Source organism: Clostridioides mangenotii TR, from assembly GCF_000498755.1.
In the GTDB taxonomy this organism is placed as follows: domain Bacteria; phylum Bacillota; class Clostridia; order Peptostreptococcales; family Peptostreptococcaceae; genus Metaclostridioides; species Metaclostridioides mangenotii_A.
The window spans coordinates 36906-62823 of sequence record NZ_AXUS01000020.1 but is presented as its reverse complement, the minus strand read 5'-3'; the positions used below and the strand labels follow the sequence as shown (position 1 = coordinate 62823).

Below are 25918 nucleotides of genomic sequence, written 5' to 3'. Positions count from 1 at the left end.
TTCTCTATGTCAATTATATATTAGAAACATTAGATTGTAAAATGTTAGTAAAAAATTTAGTAAAATTTTTATAAAAATCACACAGAATCTTATATTAAATCGAATTATTATGTATATTTCTTCTATTTACTTCGACTTTTTAGTTTTCTTGTCAAACTTCTTTTTTACATAGTTATACGATTCTTCTAATAAGGATTACTGTTCTTTAAACATTTTTTCCGTAGGATTTAGTTATATGTAAATTTACACACATAAGAATAGAGTAAGTTAGATACAAAAATGAACCCCTAAAAATTAGATTTTAGGTCTAACTTTTGGGGTTCATTTCAATAAGATATTTTTTATATAAAAAATATTATGTTATTTTTTTAAGCATAAATACTAAAATATACCATAAATAGTTCCAACAGATAGTTATTCTGTTATCTGAGCAAGTGATGCTTGGAAATGTCTAAGAATTGGTGGCTCCCAAGTTATTTTGTATCCTTTTACTGTGTGAGCTCTTTCTTTTATTGCTATAAGAGCATCTGCCATCACATCTATATGTGCTTGAGTATAGACTCTTCTCGGTATAGCAAGTCTCGTGAATTCAAATTCAGATTTAAGTTGTTCACCTGTATCAGGGTCGTTGCCAAGCATGTAAGAACCTATATCACAAGTACGTATTCCGGCTTCTTTGTATAATTCTACTGCAAGAGCTTGACCTGGATACTCATTATAAGGTATATGTGGCAATAATGCTTTTGCATCTACAAATACCCCATGTCCACCTACTGGTGATTGATAAGCTATTCCTGCATCATCAAGCTTAGCTGCTAAGTATTCCATTTGACCAATTCTGTATCTTAAGTAATTTTCGTCTAGACCCTCATACAAACCTATTGCAAGGGATTCCAAATCACGTCCAGATAAGCCTCCGTATGTAACGAATCCTTCAAATGATATAGTTCGAGCTTTAACTGCTTGAAATAATTCTTCATCTTCTTTTATTCCTAATAATCCACCCATGTTTACAATAGTATCTTTTTTAGCACTCATAGTGAATATATCAGCATAGCTAAATACTTCTCCTATTATATCTTTTATAGGTTTATCTTTGTACCCTTCTTCACGTTTTTTTATAAAATAAGCATTTTCTGCATATCTGGCAGCATCTATACAGAATGGTATTTTATTCTTCTTACATATTTCAGATGTTTTTCTTACATTTTCTACTGAAACAGGCTGTCCCCCAGCAGAGTTATTAGTTATTGTCATTATTACAATCCCTACGTTTTCAGCTCCATATTTAACTATTAATTTCTCTAATTTTTCAGTATCCATATTTCCTTTGAAGGGAATTCTTAAAGTTGGATCTCCAGCTTCTTTAACTACACAGTCTATAGCTCTTGCTCCAGTTAATTCAACATGCGCTCTTGTTGTATCGAAGTGCATATTTGATATAGAATATTTTCCTTCTCCCATAAGTAAACCAAAAAGAACTTTCTCAGCAGCTCTACCTTGGTGAACTGGCTGTATATATTTATATCCAAATATATCTTGACCTGCTTCTATAAGATTGTAATAACTCTTTGCTCCGGCATAAGCTTCGTCACCCCTCATAACTCCAGCCCATTGTTCTTGACTCATTGCGTTTGTCCCACTATCTGTCAGTAAATCTATATAAACGTCTTCACCTTTTAAATTGAATAAATTATACTTTGCTTCTCTTATTTTTTCTTCTCTTTCTTCTTTAGATAACATCTTTATTGTCTCAATCATTTTAATTCTGAATGGCTCTGGAATATACTTTACACTCATTTTAAAATCCTCCTATTATCTGAATTCTTTATATTATATTAAGGACTTAGTCTTATAATTCCTTAATATGATAAACTACTTAAGATAACTTTTCCGATTTTATGAATATAATTTATTATAAATGTTTATTAATTAAACTAATTATATAGATAATGCAAATATAAATGACCTAATCTCTAACGACCAAATATATTCATCACTCCATGCTGGAAGCACTATATTGAAAGATAAATCTTAATAGATCCATCTTTCGAATAGTATTCAAAATCTGTTTTGTATGTTCTTTTTATATCGCTATTCCAAATGTAATTCCAAGCTTTTGCCAGTCCCTGCGGATCTTTTGCGTCGACTTCGATTGTTAAATACTCTCCTTCTTGAATATCTACTTTTTCCTCGTTGTTATCGTTGTCAATTCCTATATAAAAATCGTATTCACCTGTATAGTCACTCTCATAGTTAGTATAAACTCCATATACATCTCCCTTATATTCCTTTTTCATAAATTCTTCCCAAAAATTTACTAGAGACCCTAAATTTTTGTTGTCAGTTCTTATTTTCTTACCGTATACTGATATTTCCTCAATTTTAGTTGTATTTGTATTCATATCTTCCTCCTAATTTTGTTTAAAATTTTAATAGATCTTTATTTTTAATTTCTTAATTATTCTATTAATAGGATTATAACTTTCATAATATGACAACCGTATGTCAGTTTTAAAATTATCATTAATGATTTTATATATAAATGTAAATAAGCAAATATCCAATCGATATTCTCACAATTACATACAGAATTTAATTTATAAATTAAGCCTATCTTGTGTATAATGGAAATATAATCAAATTAATTTTGATATAGGAGGCATTTATTATGAATCAAAAGACTAATGTTATGAGATTATTAGACGGCAAAAAAATAGCTTACAATTACCACACATATGCAGATACTGATGCCATAAGCGGAATAGAAGTAGCCACTGTATTAGGACAAGATCCCAAACACGTTTTTAAGACCTTGGTTACGCAAGGTAAATCTAAGCAGAACTACGTTTTTGTAGTCCCTGTTGAAAAAGATCTCAATTTAAAAAAAGCTGCTCAAAGTGTAGAAGAAAAATCTATCGCCATGATTAAATCAAAAGATTTACTCTCTTTAACTGGGTATATTCATGGGGGATGTTCACCTATTGGCATGAAGAAATCATTGACTACTGTAATAGATAAAAGCGCTGAAGAGCTTGATACAGTTATTATGAGCGGTGGAAAGATAGGATATCAGGTAGAACTTAGCTTGGATGATCTAAAAAAAGTTGTTAATTTTAAATTAGAAGATATTACTGATTAAATTAACTCTCAATTAATTTATCAGTTTATGAATTTGTACAATTAAATTTTATCTGTATTAATAATAAAGCTGTCCTAAGTTTTTTGTATACATAAAATATACACAAAACTTAGGACAGCTTTATTTGAAAAGTCTTACTTTATTTCCATTTTTCCATCATCGATAAGTTTATCCGCAACCCACTCAGCAACTTCACCTGTAATTTTTATACAGTGCTCTTTTCTCTCAGGAGACATAAAGTTATCTCCATTCCACTTTTTAGTTATTACTCTACAACATGTTGATCCGTACTCTTTTTTTACAAAGTCGTGAAGATCCTTCGAAAATTCAAACATTTTAGGGTCCATAGCTTCACCATGTACTCTTCCATAAACAATACCAAGAGCCATTTCTCCACCAGATACTGCTCCACAAAGACATTGAGCTTTACCTAAACCTATTGGAAAACTTGATGCCATTCTAGTTATTTCTGGGCTAAAAGGTTGTCCTAGTGCATCGTTTAATGTTTGTAAAACAGCTTCAGAACAAAAGAATTCCCCTCTTTTAAAGTATCCCTCAGCAGTGTTTTTCACTTCCTCTAGGTATTTATCTTTTGAACATACTGCATTTGCTTCCATTTTATTTCCTCCTCATAATCTTTTTCATTATATTTATATTTATTTCTTTTTATTTTGTATATCTTCATATTCTCAATATTTTGTAACCTGTCTTTTGTATACAAGCTATTTACTATTTATGCCTTGCTTTCCACTGCTTTTTCAGTTTTCATCAAACTCAACATATATAAAACAAATACATACAATACTAAACAAATCGCTATAATTTCCTGCGCTTTAACAATGTATACAAGCCAACTTATTTCATTACCTGCTTTAATTAAATATCCATTAAGTTGTTTTGTTGCAATGGCACTAATAACCATAGGGAACGTAAAACTTGAAAAACTCGGATAGAATTTCAGCTTTAATAATCTTGGCAAATAAGCTAAAGCTATAAGATAAAATACAATTGAGAAAGCAAAAAGTAAGTATACAATCCCCATGATTTTACTATCAAAACTGTTAATATATCCAGCCAATAACAACGATCCTGGTGCCGCTAATATAATTATCGTAGGTAGAGTAGGTTCCGGCATCTCTTTTACAACCCAAATTCTCATTAAAATAATCGGAATAAGTATTAAATAGGTTATAAAACCAAACCAAAATGCAATTTTTCCAACTGTAATTTGTTCAAACATTGGTGCTGTTACACTTGCAACAACAATACCAACATAAACAATGAACCAAGATGGGAATACTTTCTTTATTGAGAAGCCAGTTAAGAATTTCTTACTAAATAAAATCATAAGCACTAGATGCCCTACGACTCCAATCCACCAAACTACAAGTCCTATTGTCGGTGAAAATGGCTTTATATATGTAGCAAATAACATTGTCGCCATTGTAATTGTAAGAAATACGCTTCCAATCAAAGGATTTTCTAATTGCTCCTTAACTCCCTTTTGAAGCACTATCAGCTTCAAAACATAAATCGCATATAAAATAAATCCTATAATTCCAATAACATTTCTAATTGAATCTCCGTAGGATTGAAGCAGGTTTCCTAAAGCAAAAATTGATAGTATTAAACCTGCCATAGGAATTGGATATTTCTTTAATAAGTTCAATTCATACCTCCTTATTTTTTTAATTTAGTTTACGTTTAAATTATAACAAATTGGATTAATATAAAGTCGAAATAAGCAAAAAATAATGTATTATAGTAAATTGCTATATACTACAATACATTATCGTTAAAATCTATAGGTGTGGTTTTGTCGAAAATATTATTATTTATATTTATTATACTAAGTTTCTTTCAATTTTTGTTTTATATAATATCCCCATTTCGAGTTAAAAATAGCTGTTTTGGTGGATTCATAGTAGCAAATTGCATAGGGGATAATGCAGCTGCATAGCTCCCAGCATTTGTAACCACTACAATATCTCCTACATTTACTTTTGGTAAATATATATTATCTGCAATAACATCAGTAGATGTGCAAAGATTTCCAACTAGCGTTACGGTTTCGATCTCCGAGTCATCTACTGATTTAGTTTCTACTTTATTATTTAATACAATAAACTCAAAGGCATTTTTTTGTGTAAACAATGGTTCATTTGCACATGGGCTTTCATCTTTTGAGTAACTCGTTATCATATTTGCTATAGAAGGTCTTATGAAACCATTTAGTGTATTATCAAGAATCACAAATTTCTTTCCAAAAGAAGTCTTTATATCTAGTACCTTAGTTGCATAAACACCACTTTTGCATACTGCATAACGACCTGTTTCAATGTAAATTTTTGTTCCTGATAGCTTCCCTTTAAACTTATACAACATCTCAGAAGTTTCTATTCCCAGCTTTTTAGTATCCAGCTCTTCATCCTGTTTAGTATAAGGGATCCCTAGTCCTGAGCCTAAATTAATAAACTTAAGTTGAATACCTAACTTTTCTTGAACTCTAAATGATAAATCGAACACCTTTCTATAGTATTCTTTCATTACTTCAACATCTAGCTCCTGGCTACGTGAGTGAACGTGTAATCCAACTATCTTTACTCCATTAAGACCTTTTAACCACTCAAGCTTATGATAAATATCTTCTTCATCTATTCCAAATTTTGAAGGCACACCGCTACTAGAATAAAATGTAAAATTAGGATTAATTCTCACGCCTATTTCTACAACCGTATTTTTTTCTTCAGCGATCTTATCTATTCTCTCTATTTCAGACAAACTATCAGCTATAATAACTGATTTTTCCATAGAATTTACTATATCGTGATCAGTTTTTCCAGGGGCAGAATAGTATATCTCTTCCTTTGATAGACCATATTCACTACTTATTTGAACCTCACCAAGACTAGCCGCATCTGCACCAAACCCCTGAGAAAATACTGTTTTAATAACGTGATTGTGTGAATTACTTTTTATTGAATACAAAAACTGTACCTGTGGAAAATTATTTTTAAGACGCTGTGTATACTCCAATATAATATTTTCATCGTAAAGATAGAAGCTATTGTATTCTTTCGCTTTATTTAAAATAACCTGCTTGTTAAACATTACTTCACCCCTTTATTCAAAGTTACAGTAATTTTACCATAGCTAAACCTATAAAGTAATATTTTAATTAATAATCTCGTCTGCTATCCTTATTCAAATCTATCTGTTCTTTATATATTAAAGAATGAGTTGTCCATCTATTATGTTTACCACTTTATCAGCATTACCTGAAATGCTTTCGTTATGAGTAATCATAATTAAAGTCTGATTGTATTTTTTTATCGATATTTTAAGCAACTCGACAACTTCTTGCGTTGTCTTTGAATCTAAATTTCCAGTAGGCTCATCTGCCAGTATTAAGCTTGGTTTTGCAGACAATGCCCTTGCAATGGCTACCCTTTGTTGTTGACCACCTGACAGCTGATTTGGCAAGTGATCTTGTCTATCTTCCAATCCTAGTGTAGTTATAATTTCATCCAGATAATCATTGTCTATAGGCTTGTTGTCCAACTTAAGTGGAAGTTCTATATTTTCTCTTACATTTAAAACTGGTATCAAGTTGTACTGTTGAAATATGAAACCTACCTTTTGCCTTCTATACTTAGCCAGTTCTTTATCTGAAAGGCAACATATATCTCTCCCGTCCACTTTTATTGTTCCCGAGCTCGGTCTTTCAAGCCCTCCTACCAAATGAAGAAATGTACTTTTTCCGCTTCCGCTCGGTCCTACTATTGCGACGAACTCGCCTTTTTCTACGTTTAGGTTCGCATCCTTTAATGCTCTAACTGCTGTTTCTTTTTTCCCGTATATTTTACTTAGATTTATGGTTTCTAATATGTTCATAGTTTTTCCCCCTATTCTACAATATTTATAGATTCTACTATATCGACTTTTTTGATTTTTCTGGCTGGTATGTATGTTGCAAGTAGTCCTATTATTACATTTAATGCTATAACGCTTAAATATATTTTGTAATTAACTGTGAAGTCTAATCCGAATCCCTCAAATCCATAGGTTTTATACATACGGCTTTGAATTATTAATCCACCAATTATCACAAACATACTTGAAACAATTCCATAAATTATTCCTTCAAACGCTATCATTTTTATAAAATTTTCTTCAGTTGTTCCAACAGCTCTTAACATTCCAAATTCATTTGTTCTAGATAGTATATTGTAACTAACACTATTGAAAATATTAAATATACTTATTATAAAAATAACAGCTACTATTCCATAATTATATAGCATTAATTTTTGTTCCATTTTTTCGCTCTTTATTTTATCCTCTACCATATCCATAGTACTTGTTCCTATATTTTTACTTCCGATCTTCCCTATTTGCTTATTAATGGCTTTGTGATCTGCTCCCTCCTTCATATCTGCAAACACAACATCATAATTATCTATACCAGTAATGCTCTTAAAGTAAGTGTTACTTACAATGACATCTACACCATTGTCACCTGTATAAAATCCATCATCTGCATAAGGGTAATCAACTATTGCTCCAACTTTAAACTCATATTCATTGTATTTATAGTTTTCCTCACCTTTCCAATACTTCTGCATATCTATTTTTCCTATTGGCACTTTTACCTTTACAATATCGCCTATTTTTATGTCTACTATAGGTTTTCCATATTTCTTACTGCCAACGCTGTAATAATCTTCATGAATCTCAGTTGCATGTGGTATATATACAACTGCAGTATTGCTGTCTTTCATTTTATTTGTATCAATATTTCCTTCGACTAAATAATCGTTTAATGAGTTTAACATATTTTTATCAAAGCCTTTTAATTTTTGCTTAATAGTTATTTGTTTTTTATTGCCATCTTTAAGTATCAATCCGTTTAATACATCCTTTACATATCCGTATGATGATTCAATATTGTAGAAATCCATATTTAAGATTTTATCTCTATCAATTGTCATTCTAGAATACAGTACTTTTGCCGTTTTTACCTCTTTTATGCCTTCGATTTTACTTATTTCATCAATAGACTTATTGTCAATACCTTGGCTTTTATCTATAGATCCATTAGCACTTAAAACAAAGTCTCCGTTGAATAAAGTTATTTTCTTTTGTTCCTTCCTTACTTCATCTCCTCCAGAAAACGCATAATCCTGCTTTATAATCATAAGACCTGCTACACTAATTGACAAAATTATCATTACAAAACTTACCTTATTTCTAAGTATATTTTTAAGAGATATCGAGTTTAATATAGGCAATTTTTTACCTAAGAATGCTATTAGCTTTCCAACTTTAATTTTTTTATTTGAATTAAAATCCTTTCTTATCGCCTCAACGGGAGAAATCTTTCTTATTCGTAAATATGTGATTACGCTTGTAAATATATTTATAAATAAAATACATCCTATAGATAAAAGTATTACATTAACAGGTACAATAAAAGGCGTTGTTTTTAAATCACCTTCAAGTGCTATATTTCCAGACATTATATTGAATATTTGGCTACATCCCATTCCAACTAATAATCCTATTGGAATTGCGATGGCGCTAAGAGTTAACAATTCCAATAAAATTAATCTAAATACTTTTATATTCGTGTAACCAAGAGCTCTTAACATTCCATAATCTCTTAGTCTTTGGAAAACAGAAATACCGAAAATACTATAAACTACTAACCCTGCAAATATACTCACCATAATTGCTGTATTTTTACTTTCACGGTCTATACTTCCATTATTTTCAACAGATGAAATCAGCATTTTATTTAACCCTATATTTTTATCAGGATTTTTTATCATAATTTCCTTCGAAATATCATTTATATTTTTCCTAATATCTGTCTTTTCATAAAACTCAACATTAACAGTCATCTTGTTTAGATTTTCTTTGTCTAAAGGCAAAAATATTTCACATCGTCCAACACTTTTATCTTTATATCTATCCTGTAAAATGCCTACAACTTTAAAAGTTTCTGGTTTATCCTTTTTATATAACTTAAAAGTAATTTCTTGATTTAGTTTAGGCTCTAGACCCATGCTATTTAATATCCAAGATTCCACAGCAATTTCATTGTTTTTTTGTGGAAATTTTCCCTTAACTATTTTTGAATCACTATTTAAATAGTTTTTATCAGCTTGGACAAAATTAATCGGCAGTTTTTCTCCTATATCGGTAGAAGCATAATAGGAATTTATACCTACACTCTTTATATCCTTACTGTTTTTTATAATTTTAACTTGCTCTTTATTTATGTCCCTAAAGCTTACATGATATATTCCAGACTCCCTCTTCATCCAGTCTAAATCAGCCTGCTGAGCACTTCTCGCCAAAGTACCTACCCCTACTATAAGCGCTGTTCCCATAACGATACTCAATATAATGGCTATAGACCTTGCTTTGTAGCTCTTTATATACTTAAACACGAGATTTAAATCGTTCTTCATTCGCCTCAAATCCTTTCCTAATATTTAACTTAATTATATAAACCAAAAAAAATTTTATCAAACTTGCTATTTGCTAGATTATATAACTTCTTTGTATCAAATCCCCCAACTATACTCAATAAACTACACTGTCTTTGTAGATTTCCACTTTTTACTTATTATTTTATAAATGATATAATTCAACTATCAAATAAAAGAGGAGGTGACGGTTATCAACACGCTTGGATATCCTTTATTGACATTAGCTTTATTTATTATTGTCGGACTTATATCAAACAAATTTATATTTTTTAAGAATTTTAGTTTTATGAAAAAAGCTTGTTTTAGCGCCACCATCTCGATAGTGGCTACCATTTTGTTTTCCAAAATTTACAATTATATTTTTGATGTGTTTAGAGGGAATTTATTTTTTATCGGTCAATTTTTAACTATACTTACAATAATCTCAATTTTTATGTGCATATATATAGGATTTAAATTTCTATCTCTTCTTGAAAATTTAAACAAACAAGATTTTAACCTAGAAAAGCAAGAAAATAAGCTAAAGCATAAGGACAATATTATAGCAAAACTTAGAAGTCAAAAACACGACTATTTAAAACACCTTCAAGTTGTCTTTTCTCTAATTAACACCGACCTGATTGACGATGCTAAAGATTACATAAAAAATATATCAAATAGCTTTAAGACTCAAAAGTCACGTTACGGAAATGTGTCATATATTGATGCTATAGCTGCTTTGAAATATGAAGAATGTTTACTGAAAAACATAAAATTCGATATGTACATACAAGATTTTATAGATAATTTAAGTATACCACCAAATGAAATGAGCTCAGTACTTATTAACATAATCGACAATGCTATTGATGCCCTGTCGACTGTTACAAAAGAGAATAAATACATTAAAATTTTTATATACGAGGATGAATTTCAGTACGTTATTTCTATAAAAAATAACGGACCTAAGATTTACAATACAAAGGGTATTTTTGAAGAGGGATTTTCTACAAAGGACGGTAAAGATAGGGGTTATGGGCTTTTTGCTACAAAAAATATTCTAGAAAGATACGGATACTATATTTTTGTAAATAGCGATGAATTCTTAACTGAATTCACTATCTTGATTCCGAAATACATCTAATATTATGGAGGCATTATGATTAAAGTTTTAGTTTGCGATGATGATAAAGCAGTAAGAGACGATATAGAAAATATAATAAAAGAATCTGGACTAATAGACTATGTAAAAAAAGTCGATGACGGACTAAAAGCTATAGAATTTATTAAGTACGAAAAGATAGATTTGCTGATAATAGATATTGATATGCCACATAAAAATGGAATCGATGCCGCTAAGGAAATCAAATCTTTAGACAAAGATGTACATATAATATTTGTAACTGGATTTTCTGATTACAGCTTAGAGAGCTTTAAAGTACATCCTATAGATTTTATCGTAAAGCCATTTACTAAAGAAAAAATACTCGACTCTTTAAATATTGCTATCGACCATATAAATTCACATAAAATAGCTGAAAGCAGTATTATTGAAGACAGTTTATTTGTGTACAAAATTAGAAAACAGATTCACATGATAAACTTCGATGAAATAGTTATGTTTGAGAAAAAAGCTAGAGCAGTGAATTTATACAATAGAGATGAGGATATTGTTAAGTTTTATGAGAACTTCGATGAGCTTTCAAAAAGACTTCCTCCTAACTTTTTTGCAACTCATAAAAACTATATAGTCAATTTAAAACTCATACATAAAGTAATTCCCATAAACAAAAACTCCCTAGAAATACGATTTATAAACGTTCAAGAGAGCGCTACTTTAAGTAAAGCTTTAGAAAAAGAATTTTTGTACAGATTTTACAGAACCAAGAAGTTTTAGATATTGATTTTTCAGCAATCATAAAAAATAATTGACATCTTTTAATTGTGAGAAAATTTACAATATACATATTTTTTTATATTTTTTTATTGACTTATAATTTTTTCTAGATTATAATAAATCTTAACCAAAAAAGGCAACACAATTTTGCCAAAATAATATTTAAAAATACGAATGGAGGGTAATTATGAATACTTTAATAAACAAACAAGCACGATTTAGTTTTAATAGCCAATTTCTATTGGGTTTGTAACTAAGTTATTATTTTGAAAAAAATATGACATAGATACAAGCCCCTTATGACTTATCAAATTTTCGGGATTGTATCTGTGTTGGCTATTTGTTTATAGGGTTCATTATTACTATATATAAAGTCACACGGACTACTGTGTGGCTTTTTTTGTATCTAAAATCAAGCCACGTGAAAGTTATGCTATGTGGCTGTATAAATTTTTAAGCCGCATGGTGCACCGTGTGGCTTTTTTTGTATCCAAATTTCAAGGGAGTGTTTAAATTTATGACAGGAATTGTATCAGTACTCATTCAAAGTTTAATTTTATCGATAATGGCAATTGGAGTCTATATATCTTACAAGATTTTAGATTTTCCAGATATGACAGCAGATGGTAGCTTCTCTCTCGGTGGAGCTGTTATTGCAGTATCTCTTTCAAGCGGTATGTCACCAATAATAGGAACTATTTTAGCATTTACCTGTGGACTTGTCGCTGGACTTGTTACAAGTGTGTTACACATAAGGTTTAAGATTAGCAACCTACTATCAGGAATTTTGGTTATGGGTATGCTCTACTCTATAAATCTTGGAATAATGGGAAAATCAAATATTCCGTTGTTCACATACCATAACCTATTTAACAGTAAATTATCACCTTTAATGCTTGCAATAACATTTGCAATCGCTTGTAAAATAATACTCGATTTATTCTTAAAAACTGGTCTTGGCTACACTTTAAAAGGAGTTGGTGACAATCCACAGATGATAAAGTCACTGGGAGTAAATATAGATAGAATCAAATCCCTAGGTCTTATGATATCTAATGGATTAATCGCTCTTTCAGGTGGATTATTTGCACAGTTCCAAGGGTTCTCAGATGTGAATATGGGCATAGGAACATTGGTACTCGGAATAGCTTCAATAATTATCGGAATGTCTCTATTTAAAGAAATCGTGGCAATAAAAGCTACTACATCGATAATAATCGGAGCATTTATCTACCAGTTTACAATATATCTGGCTATAAACTTCGGTCTAGTTTCAGCTGATAATCTAAAACTTATAACATCAGTTGTAATAGTACTGTTCTTAACAATAGGTAATTCAGGAACATTTTCAAGTAAACAAAGAAAATCAAAAAAAATTGAGAAAAGAGGTGTTGTAGATGTTGCAAATTAGAAATATCTCAAAAACTTTCCCAAATCCATACGGAGATCCAAATACAATATTTGAAGACATTTCCCTGGATGTAGATAAGGGTGATTTTGTAAGTATAATAGGAAGTAACGGAACTGGTAAATCTACTCTTTTAAATATAATTTCTGGATTTTTAAAAGAAACTTGTGGAGATATAATTTTGGATGGAGATAACCTAACGAGTTTTCCAGAGTACAAAAAGACCCAGATAATTAGCCGAGTTTTTCAAGATCCTGGCATGGGAACTTGCCCATCTATGACAGTAAGAGAAAATATTTCTCTAGCTCTCAACAAGGGAAAGCTTCTTAACTTAAAAAAATGTCTTAGACATAAAACAGATACTATTGAAAAATTGCTAGAAGGTGTCTCTCTCGATTTAAAGAGATTTTTAGATGTAGAGGTTAGGTATTTGTCAGGTGGTCAGAGGCAAGCTCTATCTCTGATAATGTCTAGTATCACAAATCCAAAACTGCTACTTTTAGATGAGCACACAGCAGCACTCGATCCAAAGACATCAAACGAAATCATAGAGCTTACAGATAAAATTGTTAAGGAAAAACACATAACGACACTTATGGTAACCCACAATCTAAAACATGCTATCGAATACGGAAATAGACTCATTATGCTCCACAAAGGCGAGGTTGTTTTAGATATAAGTGGTGAAGAAAAGAGAAAAATAACTATCGAAGAAATACTAAGCAAATTCGAATACGCTGTTTAAAATATATTAAATTTAAATAATTATTCTAAATGAGATCGTGAATGATATCGAAAACGAAATCTTTAAATACATTTTTATATTCACATTTTAAAAATTTAATTCTAAATCTAAATAAAATCTAGGAGGATAATATTATGAAAAAATCAAAAAAAATAGCAAGTCTAATTCTAGCTGGGTCACTTGGTATTTCAATGCTGTCGGGATGTTCAAATAATTCTTCAAATAAAAAAGGAGAAGCTAATAAAGTCCAGACAATAGGTATTACACAACTTGTAGAGCATCCCTCTCTAGACAAAACTAGGGAAGGTTTTGTTAAAGCTCTCGAGGACAATGGCTACAAAGATGGAGAAAATATTAAAATAGATTACCAAAATGCACAAAATAGCATACCTACAACACAGACTATAGCGTCTAAATTTGCATCTGATAAAAAAGATTTGATCTATGCTATTTCTACTCCATCAGCACAGGCAGCTTATAATGCGACTAAGGATATACCGATAATGATAACAGCTGTAACAGACCCAATTGAAGCCGGTTTGGTAAAATCTTTAGAAAAACCAGGAGGAAATGTTTCTGGAACATCAGACTATATATCTATTGATAAAAACTTAGAGCTTATAAAAATATTTGTACCAGAAGCTAAAACAATAGGTGTTCTTTACAATACCAGCGAAGTAAATTCTAAGATTCAGGTTGATAACCTAAAAGAATACGCAGAAAATAACAACTACACAGTTGTTGAAAAAGGTGTGTCGTCTTCAAATGAAGTTAATCAAGCTATGTCTAGCTTAGCTGGCAAGATTGATGTAATTTATGTTCCAACAGATAACTTAATAGTTTCTTCTATGCCAATAGTTTCCAAAATAGCTAATAGCAATAAAATCCCAGTGATAGCCTCTGAAGATGGTTCTGTCTCTAGCGGTGCTCTTGCTTGCCAAGGTATCGACTACGAAAAATTGGGGTACAAATCTGGAGAACTTGCGATTAAAGTATTAAAGGGCGAGAAAATATCCAACATACCTGTTACTACACTCGATGAAACTCAAATTATAGTTAATGAAGACACTCTAAAAGCTCTTTCACTAGATAAACCTAAAGACGATAATATCGTGTACATTAAAACTCAAAATAATAATTAACTTTACAATCAATTTATAATTTATGACAGCTTATTAATCTATAAATATAGAGTTATTTTTATAATAAGGGCCATTATTCATAACTCAAAGTAACTAATTCTATAAATATGTTTAATCTGCTTATAAAATATAAAACTATTGGAAATACTTATATGTAAATAAATTGTTTCAAAAAGGAAGGTTATTTATATGGAGAATTCAATGTTTTGTTACCAGTGTGAACAAACTGCTGGTGGTAAAGGATGTACAAAAGTAGGGGTTTGTGGTAAAACTCCAGACATAGCTTGCATGCAGGATTTATTAATATATCAACTAAAAGGTATTTCGTCGTATGCGATGTTGCTGATAGAAAAGGGCGAGAAAATAGACAAAGATATCGTATCATTTGTAGAAAATAGCTTATTCACTACTCTTACAAATGTAAACTTCGATGGCGATGCACACGAAAAAATGCTTAGAAAATCTCATGAGATCAAACAAAGTCTAAGAGAAAAAAGCGGTGAATCATTAAGTGACAATGAATATGCAAGTTACGATTTAAGCGAAAACAGAAATCAGATGCTAGAAGATTCTATAAGAGCCGGTATAATGTTTGACCAAAATTTGGATGCAGACATACGTTCACTGAGACAGACAATTCTATATGGTCTTAAGGGAATGAGTGCTTACAGCCACCAAGCTAGAGCATTAGGATTTTATAGCGATCAAGTTGATGAATTTTACTTTAGAGCCTTAAAAGCAATTATAGACGATGATATGGCACTAGAGGATCTTATAACATTTACAATGAAAACTGGTGAAATAGCAGTAGCCTGTATACAAAAACTTGATGAAGCTAACACTACTACTTACAAAAATCCAAAACCTCAAAAAGTAAATGTAAAGCTAAAAAAAGGTCCATTTATAGTAGTATCTGGTCACGATCTTAAAGACTTAGAAATGATACTTAAACAGACTGAAGGTAAAGGTATAAACATATACACTCACGGTGAAATGATTCCATGTCATGGATATCCTGAACTAAATAAATACAAACATTTAGCAGGTAACTTTGGTGGAGCTTGGCAAGATCAACAAAAAGAATTCGATAATATACCTGGATGTGTTCTTATGACGACTAACTGCCTTATGAAGCCAAGAGATTCATACAAAGATAGAATCTTTACAACTAGTGTCGTAGGTTGGGACGGACTAAAATATATTGGTAAATCAGAAAATGGAGAAAAAGATTTCTCTGAAATAATTGAAAAAGCACTAGAACTTGGTGGATACAATGAGGATCAAGAGCCACACGAAATACTAGTTGGATTTGGTCACGAGGCAACACTTAGCAATGCACCAGCTATAATAGATGCGGTTAAATCAGGCAAATTAAAGCACTTCTTCTTAATCGGAGGATGTGACGGTGCCAGAGCCGGAAGAAACTATTATACTGACTTTGCAAAACAGGTTCCAAAAGACTGTATAATACTTACACTTGCCTGTGGTAAATACAGATTCAACAAACTAGACTTTGGAGAAGTTGCAGGACTACCAAGACTACTTGATATAGGGCAATGTAACGATGCGTATTCTGCAGTTAAGATTGCACTTGCATTAGCAGACGCATTTGATACAGATGTAAATGGACTTCCGCTTTCAATTATATTGTCATGGTATGAACAAAAAGCTGTAGCTGATTTACTTGCACTTCTATCACTAGGTATAAAAGACATTTACCTTGGACCTACACTTCCAGCATTTATAAGTCCAAATGTTCTTCAGTATCTAGTTGATACATTCAATTTAAATACTATAAGTACTCCAGAAAAAGATCTAGCGACTTGTCTAGGAGTGCCAGCACAATAATAATATAAATGTAAAATGGATACCCCATAAATAATAATAATTATGAGGTATCCATTTTTTCTACTAAAGCACTTCTTTTTTACCCAAATATAACAATGCCTGTTTATATCTATTAGACACATTTTCATTATGTCCGTAATTATCCCATTCAAGTGTTACATTAGAAATACCAATCTGCGAATTAAAAACCTTATAGGACTTTTCAACATACTTTGCTATGTCTTTTTGAGCTGTGTACTTTTTATTTCCCTCTTTAAGTCCGGCTATTATAAAAATCTCTACATTCTCATTTAGTATTATATTTTCCTCAATAAAGTCTATCCACCCCTTAAACCACTGTGATCCACATATACTTACAATTTTTCCGAAACAAGAGTATTTATATATAGAAAATAATGATATTAAACCACCTAATGAATAACCTATCATAGATGTATCCTCAACCTCAGTACTTGTATTGAAGTTGCTATCAATAAATGGTTTTAATTCATCCACAATAAAGTCTAAATAATTCTCCCCTTTACCTCCAAATGGCTCAAACTTCTCGACTAAGGATGGTGCTTGCCACGGAGTATACTCTCTCAATCTATCTTTAGGGGATATCCCCACTATAATGTGCTCTTTATATAATTTTTTTTCTTTATCTTGTTCCTTTTCTATTTCTTTCATAATTCCAAACAATAATTTTCTAAACGTGTCTCCATCATGCACGTACACAACAGGATAATTCCTGTTGTGTTCTTCGTTTTTATTGTATGATTCTGGAAGATACACAAAAATCTCTCTTCCAAATTCTTTTAAATCTATCAATTCACCGCTCATCATCCGCACCTCTTAAACCTAATTTTTATTTCTATTTTTCACCCTACTTGGAGATATCCCAAAGTTTTTCTTAAATAACCTGCTAAAGTAAAACTCATCTATATAACCAACAGCTTCAGCTACTCTTTTAACTGAGTACCCCTCTTGTTCTAATAGACGGCTCGCAACACTCATTCTGTACTTGATTAAGTAGTCTATTGGTCTAGTTTTAGTGCACTTGTAAAACAGATACGATATTCTACTTGATTTTACTCCAAATACTGTTTCAAGCTTAGATAGGGATATTTCCTTCATGTAGTTTTCAGTAATATACTTTGTTACTGCAGAAACCAATGCTCTCTCATTGTCGTAATGCTTATGGGAGAACCCTTCAAACAGTTCCTTTAAAAATAGGTTGACCCTGATTTGTAGCTTAAATCTCGACATTAGCTCCGATTCATAAGATATATCTAGGATTTCATTTAGCTCATCTACTACATCGCCGTAATTATCGACTTTCATTTCAAACACAGTGTTCATATAGTTTGAAGTTTTAGACCTAGGATCAGAAGTGTAATAAATATTAATATGGTCAAAATTCTCATTTCCTAAGACCTCAAACGATATTTTTTTATTTGGGCATACATGTAAAAATTTACCTGGCTCGGCTGTGTACATTTCATCATCCAATATAATATTTGCTCGTCCACTTATTGGAAATATAAATGCTGATAAATTTGTAGTATAGCTGTTTTTATCTAAAGTTCTTTTTTTAACAAAATAACCTACTCTATCTACTTGATATGGATCATTATTAAATTCAACTAACACATCGTGTGCTTTAATTGAATGATCGCTAGTATGCTTTTTTATATATTTTATTTCCGTATTCATCAGATAAACTCCTTCCATTAATCATATCTATAATTTAAATCCCACTTACTTTTTAATTATTACTTATCATTAAAATGTATTTAAATATATGTCTATGTTTTTTTAATATTTGTCCATCTTTACAGATTTGTTTATTCAAACTTATTTAACGATATATTATAATATTCCTTGTAAATGATAAACATTATCAAATATTTACCATTACACATGATAACACTTATCATTTATATTATTATAATACACACTTTAAGTATACACAAGAAAGGAGAAATATATGGAAAGTATTCAATATGCGTCATTTAAGAAGAATCAGCAAAGAAAAATTATTTTTTACACAATATTATTTTTTCTTGTTATCCTTTTATTGATTTCAGTTGTATTATCAGTTTCCAAAGGTTCTTTAAACATAGATCCATCTGTTTCATACGGTATATTAATTAATAAGATCTTTGGTATTGGCAATTCAACTACTCTTATAAATGATGCAAATTATAATATAGTCTGGATGATTAGATTTCCTAGAGTTATTCTAGCTCTAATTGTTGGTGCAGGTCTGGCACTTTGCGGAACTATAATGCAAGCTACTGTTCAAAACCCTTTAGCTGAACCCTATATACTCGGAATTTCATCTGGAGCTTCTTTAGGGGCAACTTTTTCGATTATGCTGGGAGTAGGATCTTTTAATCTACTCACAATAAACGGAACTTCATTTTGGGCATTTATAGGAGCTCTTATTTCTGCAACAATGGTTTTACTATTATCATCACTTGGAGGTAAGATATCATCAGCTAAATTAGTTCTTTCAGGGACTGTTGTAAACGCTCTTTGCAATGCCCTATCCAACTTTATTATCTCAATGGCGAGCAACGCCGACGGAATGCAATCAGTAAAATTCTGGACTATGGGATCTCTTGCAGGTGCGAAGTGGGGAAATATTTTATTTCCAACAGTGGTTGTGGCATTGTGTTGCATATTTTTCTTACTCCAATCTAGAAACCTCAACTTGTTGCTTATGGGTGATGAGTCAGCTATTACACTTGGAATAAATCTAGTATTTTATAGAAGGTTGTACATGATAATAACTTCTCTACTTACAGGAGTTTTGGTTTCTGTATGCGGAATCATAGGGTTTGTTGGTTTAATTATACCGCATATTACTAGGTCGTTGGTTGGATCTGATCACAAGAGACTGACTCCTATATCGATACTTCTCGGATCTATATTTATGATCTGGCTGATGTAATAGCTAGAACTATAATTCCTAATTCTGAACTTTCGATAGGTATAATTACAGCAATGGTTGGATCGCCATTCTTTGTATACATACTGCTTAGACGAAGTTATGGATTCGGTGAAAAATAGGAGGCCTGATATGGATTTACAAGTTAAAAACTTAGAAGTAGATATATCTACTAAGAAAATCATTAAAAATGTAACCTTTTCAGTTGAGGACAGTGAATTCGTTGGATTAATTGGACCTAATGGAAGTGGAAAATCAACATTATTAAAAGCTATTTATCGAGTTTTAAAATATACATCTGGTTCAGTATTTTTAAATGGGCAGGATATGAAGAAAATCAACCCAAAGGATATCGCAAAAAACTTAGGAGTTGTCAGTCAGTTTAATAATATTAACTTTGATTTCAAGGTCTTAGATGTAGTCTTGATGGGGAGAAGCCTCATAAATCTCTACTTCAAAGCGAAAATGAGGGAGACTACAATATAGCTATCGACTCCCTAAAAAAAGTCGGCATGGAAAATTACGCAGATAGGGGCTTTTCCTCTCTTTCAGGTGGTGAAAAACAGCGTGTAATTTTAGCCAGATCTTTAACCCAAAAGCCTAAAATTTTGATACTCGATGAACCTACTAACCATCTTGATATAAAGTATCAAATTGAAATCATGAATGTAGTTAAAAAGCTAGGTATATGTGTATTAGCAGCTTTACACGATATAAGCTTAGCAGCACAGTACTGCGATAAAATAATAGTTTTAAAGGATGGCAATATAGTAACACAAGGTACACCTGAAGATGTAGTTACATCTGAAATGATAAAAAGTGTATACGATATCGACAGCTATATATACAAAAATCCTGTAACTGATACACTTTCAATATCTTACTATTAAATAAATTAAATACAAAGTGGCATTAAATGCTTCTAAATATATTACAAGGAGAAATTAATATGAAAAAAACATTAGTACTTTTTACAACAATGCTAGTAACTGCAAGTATCTTAACTGGTTGTGCTAATTCTACAAAGAGCGAGGAAAATGAGAAGAAAAATAATACATCTTCATCTGAAACAGCTTCACTTAAAACAACTTACCCCCTTACTATAAAAGCCTTTGACGACAATGGCAATACATACGATCAAGTCTTCAAAGAAGCGCCAAAAAGAGTTGTTACAAACAATCAATCTTCAACTGAATTGCTTTTAGATTTAGGGCTTAAAGATTCTATTGTAGGAACTGGGGATTTGGACAATAAAATTATGGATAAATTTGAAAAAGATTACAAGGCAATTCCTGTAGTAGCGGAAAAAGGACAAGTTGCTAAAGAATCAGTTTTAGGTACCAATCCAGACTTAGTTATAGGAAGAGCTGCATCATTCACTGACGACACATATGGTACAATCCCTACTCTTAACGACATGGGTGTAAATACGTATGTACAATTAGCTAGTAAAATGAATACTGAACAATCTTTGGAAAATATAATCACAGATATTAGAAATATAGGAAAGATTTTTGATATTCAAGAAAAAGCAAATAAATATGCAGATAACCTTCAATTAAAATTAGATGAAATAAAAGGTAAAATTTCTGATATTAATTCAGAGCCTAAAAATGTAATGATTATGGTTAACTACAATGATGGACAGTTTGGTGTATTTGGAGCTAACGCTTCTTTACAATCTAAAATGTTGGAGACTGTAAATGCTAAAAATGTAGCTGACAAGGGCGGTTCACTATCTATCGAGAACTTAATTTCTCTTAACCCAGATGCTATAGTATATGTAAAGGCCAATAAAAATTCTGCCAACGATGAAACAGCAGTAAAATCTCTTTTAGATAACAATCTTATTCAAAATGTAACTGCTATCAAAGACAAAAACATCATCGAAGTTGAGTATACTGAACTTATGGGTTACAGCTTCAGAAACTTTGATTGCATAGAAACAATAGCTAAAGGATTATACCCTGATACATTTAAATAAAATTCTTTATAAATAAAAAAATGAGCTTAATGCTCATTATTTAGTATATTTAATTATTTACTTTACACGGATTATTTACTTTCACACGAATTGTTTACTTTTAAATAAATTATTTAGTAGCCACAATAATTGAAGACATTATATACTCACCTACATTTAGGTTATGACCCCACTTAGCGGCATACTCTTCCGATACCTCTTTAGTTTCGATTATAATATCTTTAAATCCTGACTTACTCAGGTAAAACTCTAATTCTTCAACTGAAGATGCCCCTGTGACTCAGCCACAGTAAGTTTTTCATCTTGTTTCATTTCGTCTGTAAGATCTTTCATTAAAACTATATCCGAAATTGCAAGTCTTCCGTCATTTTTTAGCACTCGATAAGCTTCATTATAAACCCTTTGTTTATTTGGAGATAAGTTTATTACGCAGTTTGATATAATTACATCTACAATCCCATCTGCAACTGGAATATTTTCAACTTCACCAAGTCTAAAGTCTACATTTGCGTAGTTATTTTCATAGGCGTTTTCCCTTGCTTGACTTAACATCTCTGGTGTCATATCTACCCTATAACCATACCATTGTCACCAACCTTTTTAGACGCTATAAAGCAATCAAAGCCAGCTCCACTTCCTAAATCTAGAACTGTTTCACCTTCAGCGATATTTGCTACTAACTGCGGGTTCCCACATCCAAGTCCAAGGTTAGAATTTTTTGGCACCGTATTTAAATCTTCACTTGAGTACCCTATACTTTTAGAAATCTCTTCACTTGATCTCTCAATCTTCTCTTCTTCTGTAACTATTTTTTTATATCCATCTCTAACTATATTCTTTAGTTCCTCATTGCTAAATTTACTCATGATTTTCACCCCTCGATATATTTAATAAACTATTTTAATCTCATATGAAGAATTGGAAACGGCTTGTTTGACTCGTCTAACTCACTTCTATCAAACCCCTCAAATCCTAGATGTTCATAGAAACCAACCGCTAGAGGGTTTTGTTCATTTACATCAACAAACCTTGCATTTAATTTATTTATTGCATAAACCATTAAATCCTTTCCAATTCCTTTTCCCCTAACATCTGGGTTGACGAATAACATCTCTATCTTTTGATTTTCCACTCCCATAAATGCTTTTATATGCCCATGTCTATCTTTTGTGCAAAAAAGTTCTTCAATTTGCGAAACTCCCTCTTTCACTACTGGAATAAGGTTTTGTATATCACTTTCTTTTAAAAACGTATGCGTCGATCTAACAGATCCTTCCCATACATTAAGCAATTCTGTCTTTGCATCGTTTTCTATATTATTTAATTTTTCAATCGAGAATTTACACATACCTATCTCCTTTTACATATCCTTATAAACTAATTATACACAAAATCCGTTAGTCATTATAGATAAAATAAATGTAACTCTAATCATATATAGTGAGTTACATTTATTTTAAATATTTTAAATATTTTTTTATTATAATCTATATCTCAATATCTTTATATCTTTATATACTTTTCTATTCTTTAAATTTTTGTAAAATCTTTACACCTAAATGAATATAGTGCATAACAGACTACAAACAATCCCATAATCACAAGCAATATCTGAATAGAGACTACATCTGCCATCGGACCAAAGATAATTATACCTAGTGGCAATGCACATGCACTTGCAATTTGTACCATACTAAATACTCTACCATACATATTCGGTTCCACATTTTCTTGAAGCGAAACATTAATCGGTGTATTGTAGCAAGGCATTGAAATTCCTATTAAAAAGTTAAATATCAAAAATACTTGATATATTGGAGCTAATCCCATCCCCACCATCATAGTTCCGTATAAAATTGTAGCAAATATTATAGTACTTCTTCTAATTTTAAATCCACCCCATGTAGATACTAAAATTCCTCCTGAAACAGCTCCCAAGCTAAATATCATCTGACTAACCGATAACCTCCAAACTCCAGCGCCAAATGAACGGCTAACTAAAAGCGGAGTTAAAAATGCAGAAGGACTTATCAATACTGCAACTACCATCAGGTAAATTATCTGTTGCTTCACAAATTTATTTTCTTTAATATACAAAATACCAGCTTTAATTTCACCAATTGTTGAATTGATATTCTCGTCACTTTTTTTAAATATATATCTCGGTGCTTTAATTGTAAACATTATTCCTATACCAATTATTGCAGTAATTACATCGATAAAAAACGTCACCTCGATTGATGCAATTGATAGTATAGCACCACTAATTGCAGGTGATAAAAAAACCATTAGCGATGTAAGTGTAGTGTTGATTCCATTAACTTTAATCAAAAGATCTTTTGGCACTATCTGTGGTATAAAAGCATTTACAGCAGGAGTTTGAATGCCAGTTCCAGCTGATCTAACAACCAACACCACAAATAAATACCAAATACTTTTATACCCCATTAAAAATAAAACAGCTATCGATAATGTTGCTAATGATATGACTCCATCAGATATAATCATCAATTTTTTTCTATCGTACCTATCGATCCAAACTCCTGCGAATAGAGATATCCCAATTTGAGGAATGTACCCACAAATTGATGCAATCGACATCATCAATCCGGACGATGTGGTAAGTGTAATGTAGTAAATTATTGCGTACTGTACAATAGAAGACCCGAACAACGATATTGTCTGCGCAATTAGAAATTTTGTCGCTCTATTTTTCCAACCATTGTCCATTCTTTTTCACTCTCCTATCCATACTTTAATGTAAGCTGTCCTCTATTTTTATAACTCTATCTACCCAACCTCTATAAAATTTCTCTTCATGTGAAACCAATATTATACTGCCGCTGAAATTTTTCAAAGCGCTCTGTAATTCCTCTTTTGTATCGCTATCAAAGTGATTTGTAGGCTCATCTAAAATCAAGAAATTACTTGGTGATAAAATCAAGCCACAAAGTTTAACTTTCGACTGCTCACCACCACTTAAAGTTGAGATCTCTCTTAAGACATGCTCTTCTTTAAGCCCGCATCTCGCCAATGCTTTACGAACTTCTTTTGTGTTCATTTTAGGATGAGAATCGGATATAATATCAAGCGGTGTTTTATTAGGATTTTTCCATACTAAATCCTGCTCGTAATAACCAAATTTAACTTGATCCGAGAACTCGAAATTTCCAGATATACTCGGAATTTCTTTTATCAATGTTTTTATTAAAGTAGACTTTCCAATTCCATTAAAACCGCTGATTACTATTTTTTCACCACCAGAAACACTAAGATTTAGCTTTGGAAGCAATGGATAATAGTAACCAACCTCTAAATCTTTTGCAATAAGCACATTGCCTCTAGATATTTCAGTTTCGCTAAATCTTAAAGAAACTTTATCTGTAAAAGTAGGTGCTTTGATTCTTTCGACTCTGTCTAGTTGTTTTTGTCTACCTCTAGCCATTTTAGAATTAACTCCAGCCTTATTCTTTCTGATAAAGTCCTCTGTTCTTTTAATCATCCTCTGTTGAGACTGATACTGTCTCAAATAGTCTTCCCTCAGATGCAATTTCTGATTAAGGAACTCAGAGTATTTACCACTGTATTTTTTTATTGTTCCAAATTCGATATCTAAAATCCCAGTTGAGATTTTTTCCAAGAAATCAAAGTCGTGCGATACAACAATAAATGCACCCTTGTAATTCCTTAAATAGTCAGACAACCACTCAACGTGTTCTTTATCAAGAAAGTTAGTAGGCTCATCCAAAAGTAATACTTCTGGACCAGATAAAAGTAATTTTGCTAAAATCACTTTTGCTCTTTGTCCCCCACTAAGTTCTCCTACAATACTATCTAAACCTATAGTATCTAATCCAAAACCATTGGCTACTTTTCCTATCTCGCTATCAATAGAATAAAAATCATGTAAATCCAATTGCTCTTGGTAATTTGATGCTTTAATAAGTTGTTTTTCCTCTCCAGTAGACGCAAATTCTTCATACAATGCGTTCATCTTTTTTTCTAGTGTGTAAAGCTCTGAAAATGCACCCTGTAAATAACTTAAAATCGTAATCCCCTTATCTACTTCTGCGTATTGATCTAAATGACCCACAGTTATATTTGACTGCCATTTTATATCCCCCTCATCTGGAACTACTTCTTCCAGCAGTATTTTGATAAGAGTACTTTTTCCAGCACCATTTTGACCAACTACTCCTACATGCTCTCCTTTATACAATTCAAAATCCGATTTTTCATATAATAACTTATCCATAAAAGAATGTGATAAATTACTCACTTTTAATAAACTCATTTTTAATTCTCCTTAATTTAACTAATTTATTTTATTTTGAATAAAAA

At 31.3% G+C, this 25918-nt stretch carries 24 protein-coding genes and 1 pseudogene; 11 read left to right on the top strand and 14 right to left on the bottom strand.

What is annotated here, in order from left to right:
* Window positions 1-414 precede the first annotated feature (414 nt).
* Both T473_RS0111140 and T473_RS0111135 read right to left on the bottom strand, forming a co-directional pair.
* The gene (locus tag T473_RS0111140; protein WP_024621978.1) at window positions 415-1800 is read right to left on the bottom strand and encodes a tryptophanase; all 1386 of its coding nucleotides are present in this window, start codon (window positions 1798-1800) and stop codon (window positions 415-417) included.
* A 215-nt stretch (window positions 1801-2015) separates the two neighbouring features.
* The gene (locus tag T473_RS0111135; RefSeq protein ID WP_024621977.1) at window positions 2016-2405 is read right to left on the bottom strand and encodes a GyrI-like domain-containing protein; all 390 of its coding nucleotides are present in this window, start codon (window positions 2403-2405) and stop codon (window positions 2016-2018) included.
* Window positions 2406-2671: 266 nt separating this feature from the next.
* Between T473_RS0111135 and ybaK the strand changes: the two genes are divergently transcribed.
* Window positions 2672-3142, top strand: coding sequence for a Cys-tRNA(Pro) deacylase (gene ybaK / locus T473_RS0111130; RefSeq protein ID WP_024621976.1), 471 nt, complete (start codon window positions 2672-2674; stop codon window positions 3140-3142).
* A gap of 134 nt (window positions 3143-3276) precedes the next feature.
* Here ybaK and T473_RS0111125 read toward each other — a convergent pair whose 3' ends face one another.
* From T473_RS0111125 to T473_RS0111105, 5 genes are all read right to left on the bottom strand, one after another.
* Window positions 3277-3759 carry a C-GCAxxG-C-C family protein gene (locus T473_RS0111125; RefSeq protein WP_024621975.1) on the bottom strand — a complete coding sequence of 161 codons (483 nt, stop codon included), beginning with the start codon at window positions 3757-3759 and terminating at the stop codon, window positions 3277-3279.
* A gap of 116 nt (window positions 3760-3875) precedes the next feature.
* Window positions 3876-4811 (bottom strand): TDT family transporter, encoded by a 936-nt coding sequence (locus tag T473_RS0111120; RefSeq protein WP_024621974.1) that lies wholly within the window; start codon window positions 4809-4811, stop codon window positions 3876-3878.
* Window positions 4812-5014: 203 nt separating this feature from the next.
* On the bottom strand, window positions 5015-6253 hold the full coding sequence (locus T473_RS0111115) for a diaminopimelate decarboxylase family protein (RefSeq protein ID WP_024621973.1): 1239 nt from the start codon (window positions 6251-6253) through the stop codon (window positions 5015-5017).
* Window positions 6254-6370: 117 nt separating this feature from the next.
* Window positions 6371-7036 (bottom strand): ABC transporter ATP-binding protein, encoded by a 666-nt coding sequence (locus tag T473_RS0111110; protein WP_024621972.1) that lies wholly within the window; start codon window positions 7034-7036, stop codon window positions 6371-6373.
* An 11-nt stretch (window positions 7037-7047) separates the two neighbouring features.
* Window positions 7048-9618 carry an ABC transporter permease gene (locus T473_RS0111105; protein ID WP_024621971.1) on the bottom strand — a complete coding sequence of 857 codons (2571 nt, stop codon included), beginning with the start codon at window positions 9616-9618 and terminating at the stop codon, window positions 7048-7050.
* 355 nt (window positions 9619-9973) lie between these two features.
* Between T473_RS0111105 and T473_RS0111100 the strand changes: the two genes are divergently transcribed.
* The 6 genes from T473_RS0111100 (at window position 9974) to hcp (ending at window position 16658) form a co-directional block, all read left to right on the top strand.
* On the top strand, window positions 9974-10762 hold the full coding sequence (locus T473_RS0111100; protein WP_242825918.1) for a sensor histidine kinase: 789 nt from the start codon (window positions 9974-9976) through the stop codon (window positions 10760-10762).
* A gap of 15 nt (window positions 10763-10777) precedes the next feature.
* Entirely contained in the window at window positions 10778-11515 is a 738-nt protein-coding gene (locus T473_RS0111095; protein ID WP_024621969.1) for a LytR/AlgR family response regulator transcription factor, read from the top strand.
* A 517-nt stretch (window positions 11516-12032) separates the two neighbouring features.
* On the top strand, window positions 12033-12926 hold the full coding sequence (locus tag T473_RS0111090) for an ABC transporter permease (protein ID WP_024621968.1): 894 nt from the start codon (window positions 12033-12035) through the stop codon (window positions 12924-12926).
* Window positions 12913-13668 (top strand): ABC transporter ATP-binding protein, encoded by a 756-nt coding sequence (locus tag T473_RS0111085; RefSeq protein WP_024621967.1) that lies wholly within the window; start codon window positions 12913-12915, stop codon window positions 13666-13668. The genes T473_RS0111090 and T473_RS0111085 overlap by 14 nt, the downstream gene beginning before the upstream one ends.
* Window positions 13669-13802: 134 nt before the next feature.
* Entirely contained in the window at window positions 13803-14810 is a 1008-nt protein-coding gene (locus T473_RS0111080; RefSeq protein WP_024621966.1) for an ABC transporter substrate-binding protein, read from the top strand.
* Between the two features lie 189 nt (window positions 14811-14999).
* Window positions 15000-16658 carry a hydroxylamine reductase gene (hcp, locus tag T473_RS0111075; RefSeq protein ID WP_024621965.1) on the top strand — a complete coding sequence of 553 codons (1659 nt, stop codon included), beginning with the start codon at window positions 15000-15002 and terminating at the stop codon, window positions 16656-16658.
* Between the two features lie 63 nt (window positions 16659-16721).
* Here hcp and T473_RS0111070 read toward each other — a convergent pair whose 3' ends face one another.
* Window positions 16722-17480 carry an alpha/beta hydrolase gene (locus T473_RS0111070; RefSeq protein ID WP_024621964.1) on the bottom strand — a complete coding sequence of 253 codons (759 nt, stop codon included), beginning with the start codon at window positions 17478-17480 and terminating at the stop codon, window positions 16722-16724.
* An 18-nt stretch (window positions 17481-17498) separates the two neighbouring features.
* Window positions 17499-18353 (bottom strand): helix-turn-helix domain-containing protein, encoded by an 855-nt coding sequence (locus T473_RS0111065; RefSeq protein ID WP_024621963.1) that lies wholly within the window; start codon window positions 18351-18353, stop codon window positions 17499-17501.
* A gap of 274 nt (window positions 18354-18627) precedes the next feature.
* Here T473_RS0111065 and T473_RS16690 point away from each other — a divergent pair.
* The 4 genes and pseudogenes from T473_RS16690 to T473_RS0111050 all read left to right on the top strand — a co-directional run bounded on the left by T473_RS16690 (window position 18628) and on the right by T473_RS0111050 (window position 21577).
* Window positions 18628-19715, top strand: a pseudogene (locus T473_RS16690) (FecCD family ABC transporter permease).
* A 10-nt stretch (window positions 19716-19725) separates the two neighbouring features.
* The gene (locus tag T473_RS19840) at window positions 19726-20079 is read left to right on the top strand and encodes an ABC transporter ATP-binding protein (RefSeq protein WP_330369485.1); all 354 of its coding nucleotides are present in this window, start codon (window positions 19726-19728) and stop codon (window positions 20077-20079) included.
* A 26-nt stretch (window positions 20080-20105) separates the two neighbouring features.
* Window positions 20106-20483: an ABC transporter ATP-binding protein gene (locus tag T473_RS19835; RefSeq protein WP_330369484.1), complete on the top strand. Its 378-nt coding sequence runs from the start codon at window positions 20106-20108 to the stop codon at window positions 20481-20483.
* 59 nt (window positions 20484-20542) lie between these two features.
* The gene (locus T473_RS0111050) at window positions 20543-21577 is read left to right on the top strand and encodes an ABC transporter substrate-binding protein (protein WP_024621962.1); all 1035 of its coding nucleotides are present in this window, start codon (window positions 20543-20545) and stop codon (window positions 21575-21577) included.
* Window positions 21578-21826: 249 nt separating this feature from the next.
* Here the strand turns inward: T473_RS0111050 and T473_RS20250 are convergent, their stop codons facing one another.
* The 5 genes from T473_RS20250 to T473_RS0111030 form a co-directional block, all read right to left on the bottom strand.
* Window positions 21827-22141 carry a methyltransferase domain-containing protein gene (locus T473_RS20250; protein ID WP_465220256.1) on the bottom strand — a complete coding sequence of 105 codons (315 nt, stop codon included), beginning with the start codon at window positions 22139-22141 and terminating at the stop codon, window positions 21827-21829.
* A 2-nt stretch (window positions 22142-22143) separates the two neighbouring features.
* Window positions 22144-22443: a hypothetical protein gene (locus tag T473_RS20245; RefSeq protein ID WP_465220255.1), complete on the bottom strand. Its 300-nt coding sequence runs from the start codon at window positions 22441-22443 to the stop codon at window positions 22144-22146.
* Window positions 22444-22472: 29 nt separating this feature from the next.
* Window positions 22473-22925 (bottom strand): GNAT family N-acetyltransferase, encoded by a 453-nt coding sequence (locus T473_RS0111040; RefSeq protein WP_024621961.1) that lies wholly within the window; start codon window positions 22923-22925, stop codon window positions 22473-22475.
* 182 nt (window positions 22926-23107) lie between these two features.
* Window positions 23108-24307, bottom strand: a complete 1200-nt coding sequence (locus T473_RS0111035; RefSeq protein ID WP_024621960.1) for an MFS transporter — start codon at window positions 24305-24307, stop codon at window positions 23108-23110.
* A gap of 25 nt (window positions 24308-24332) precedes the next feature.
* A complete protein-coding gene (locus T473_RS0111030) occupies window positions 24333-25871 on the bottom strand; it encodes an ABC-F family ATP-binding cassette domain-containing protein (protein WP_024621959.1) in 1539 nt (512 codons plus the stop codon).
* Window positions 25872-25918: the final 47 nt, after the last annotated feature.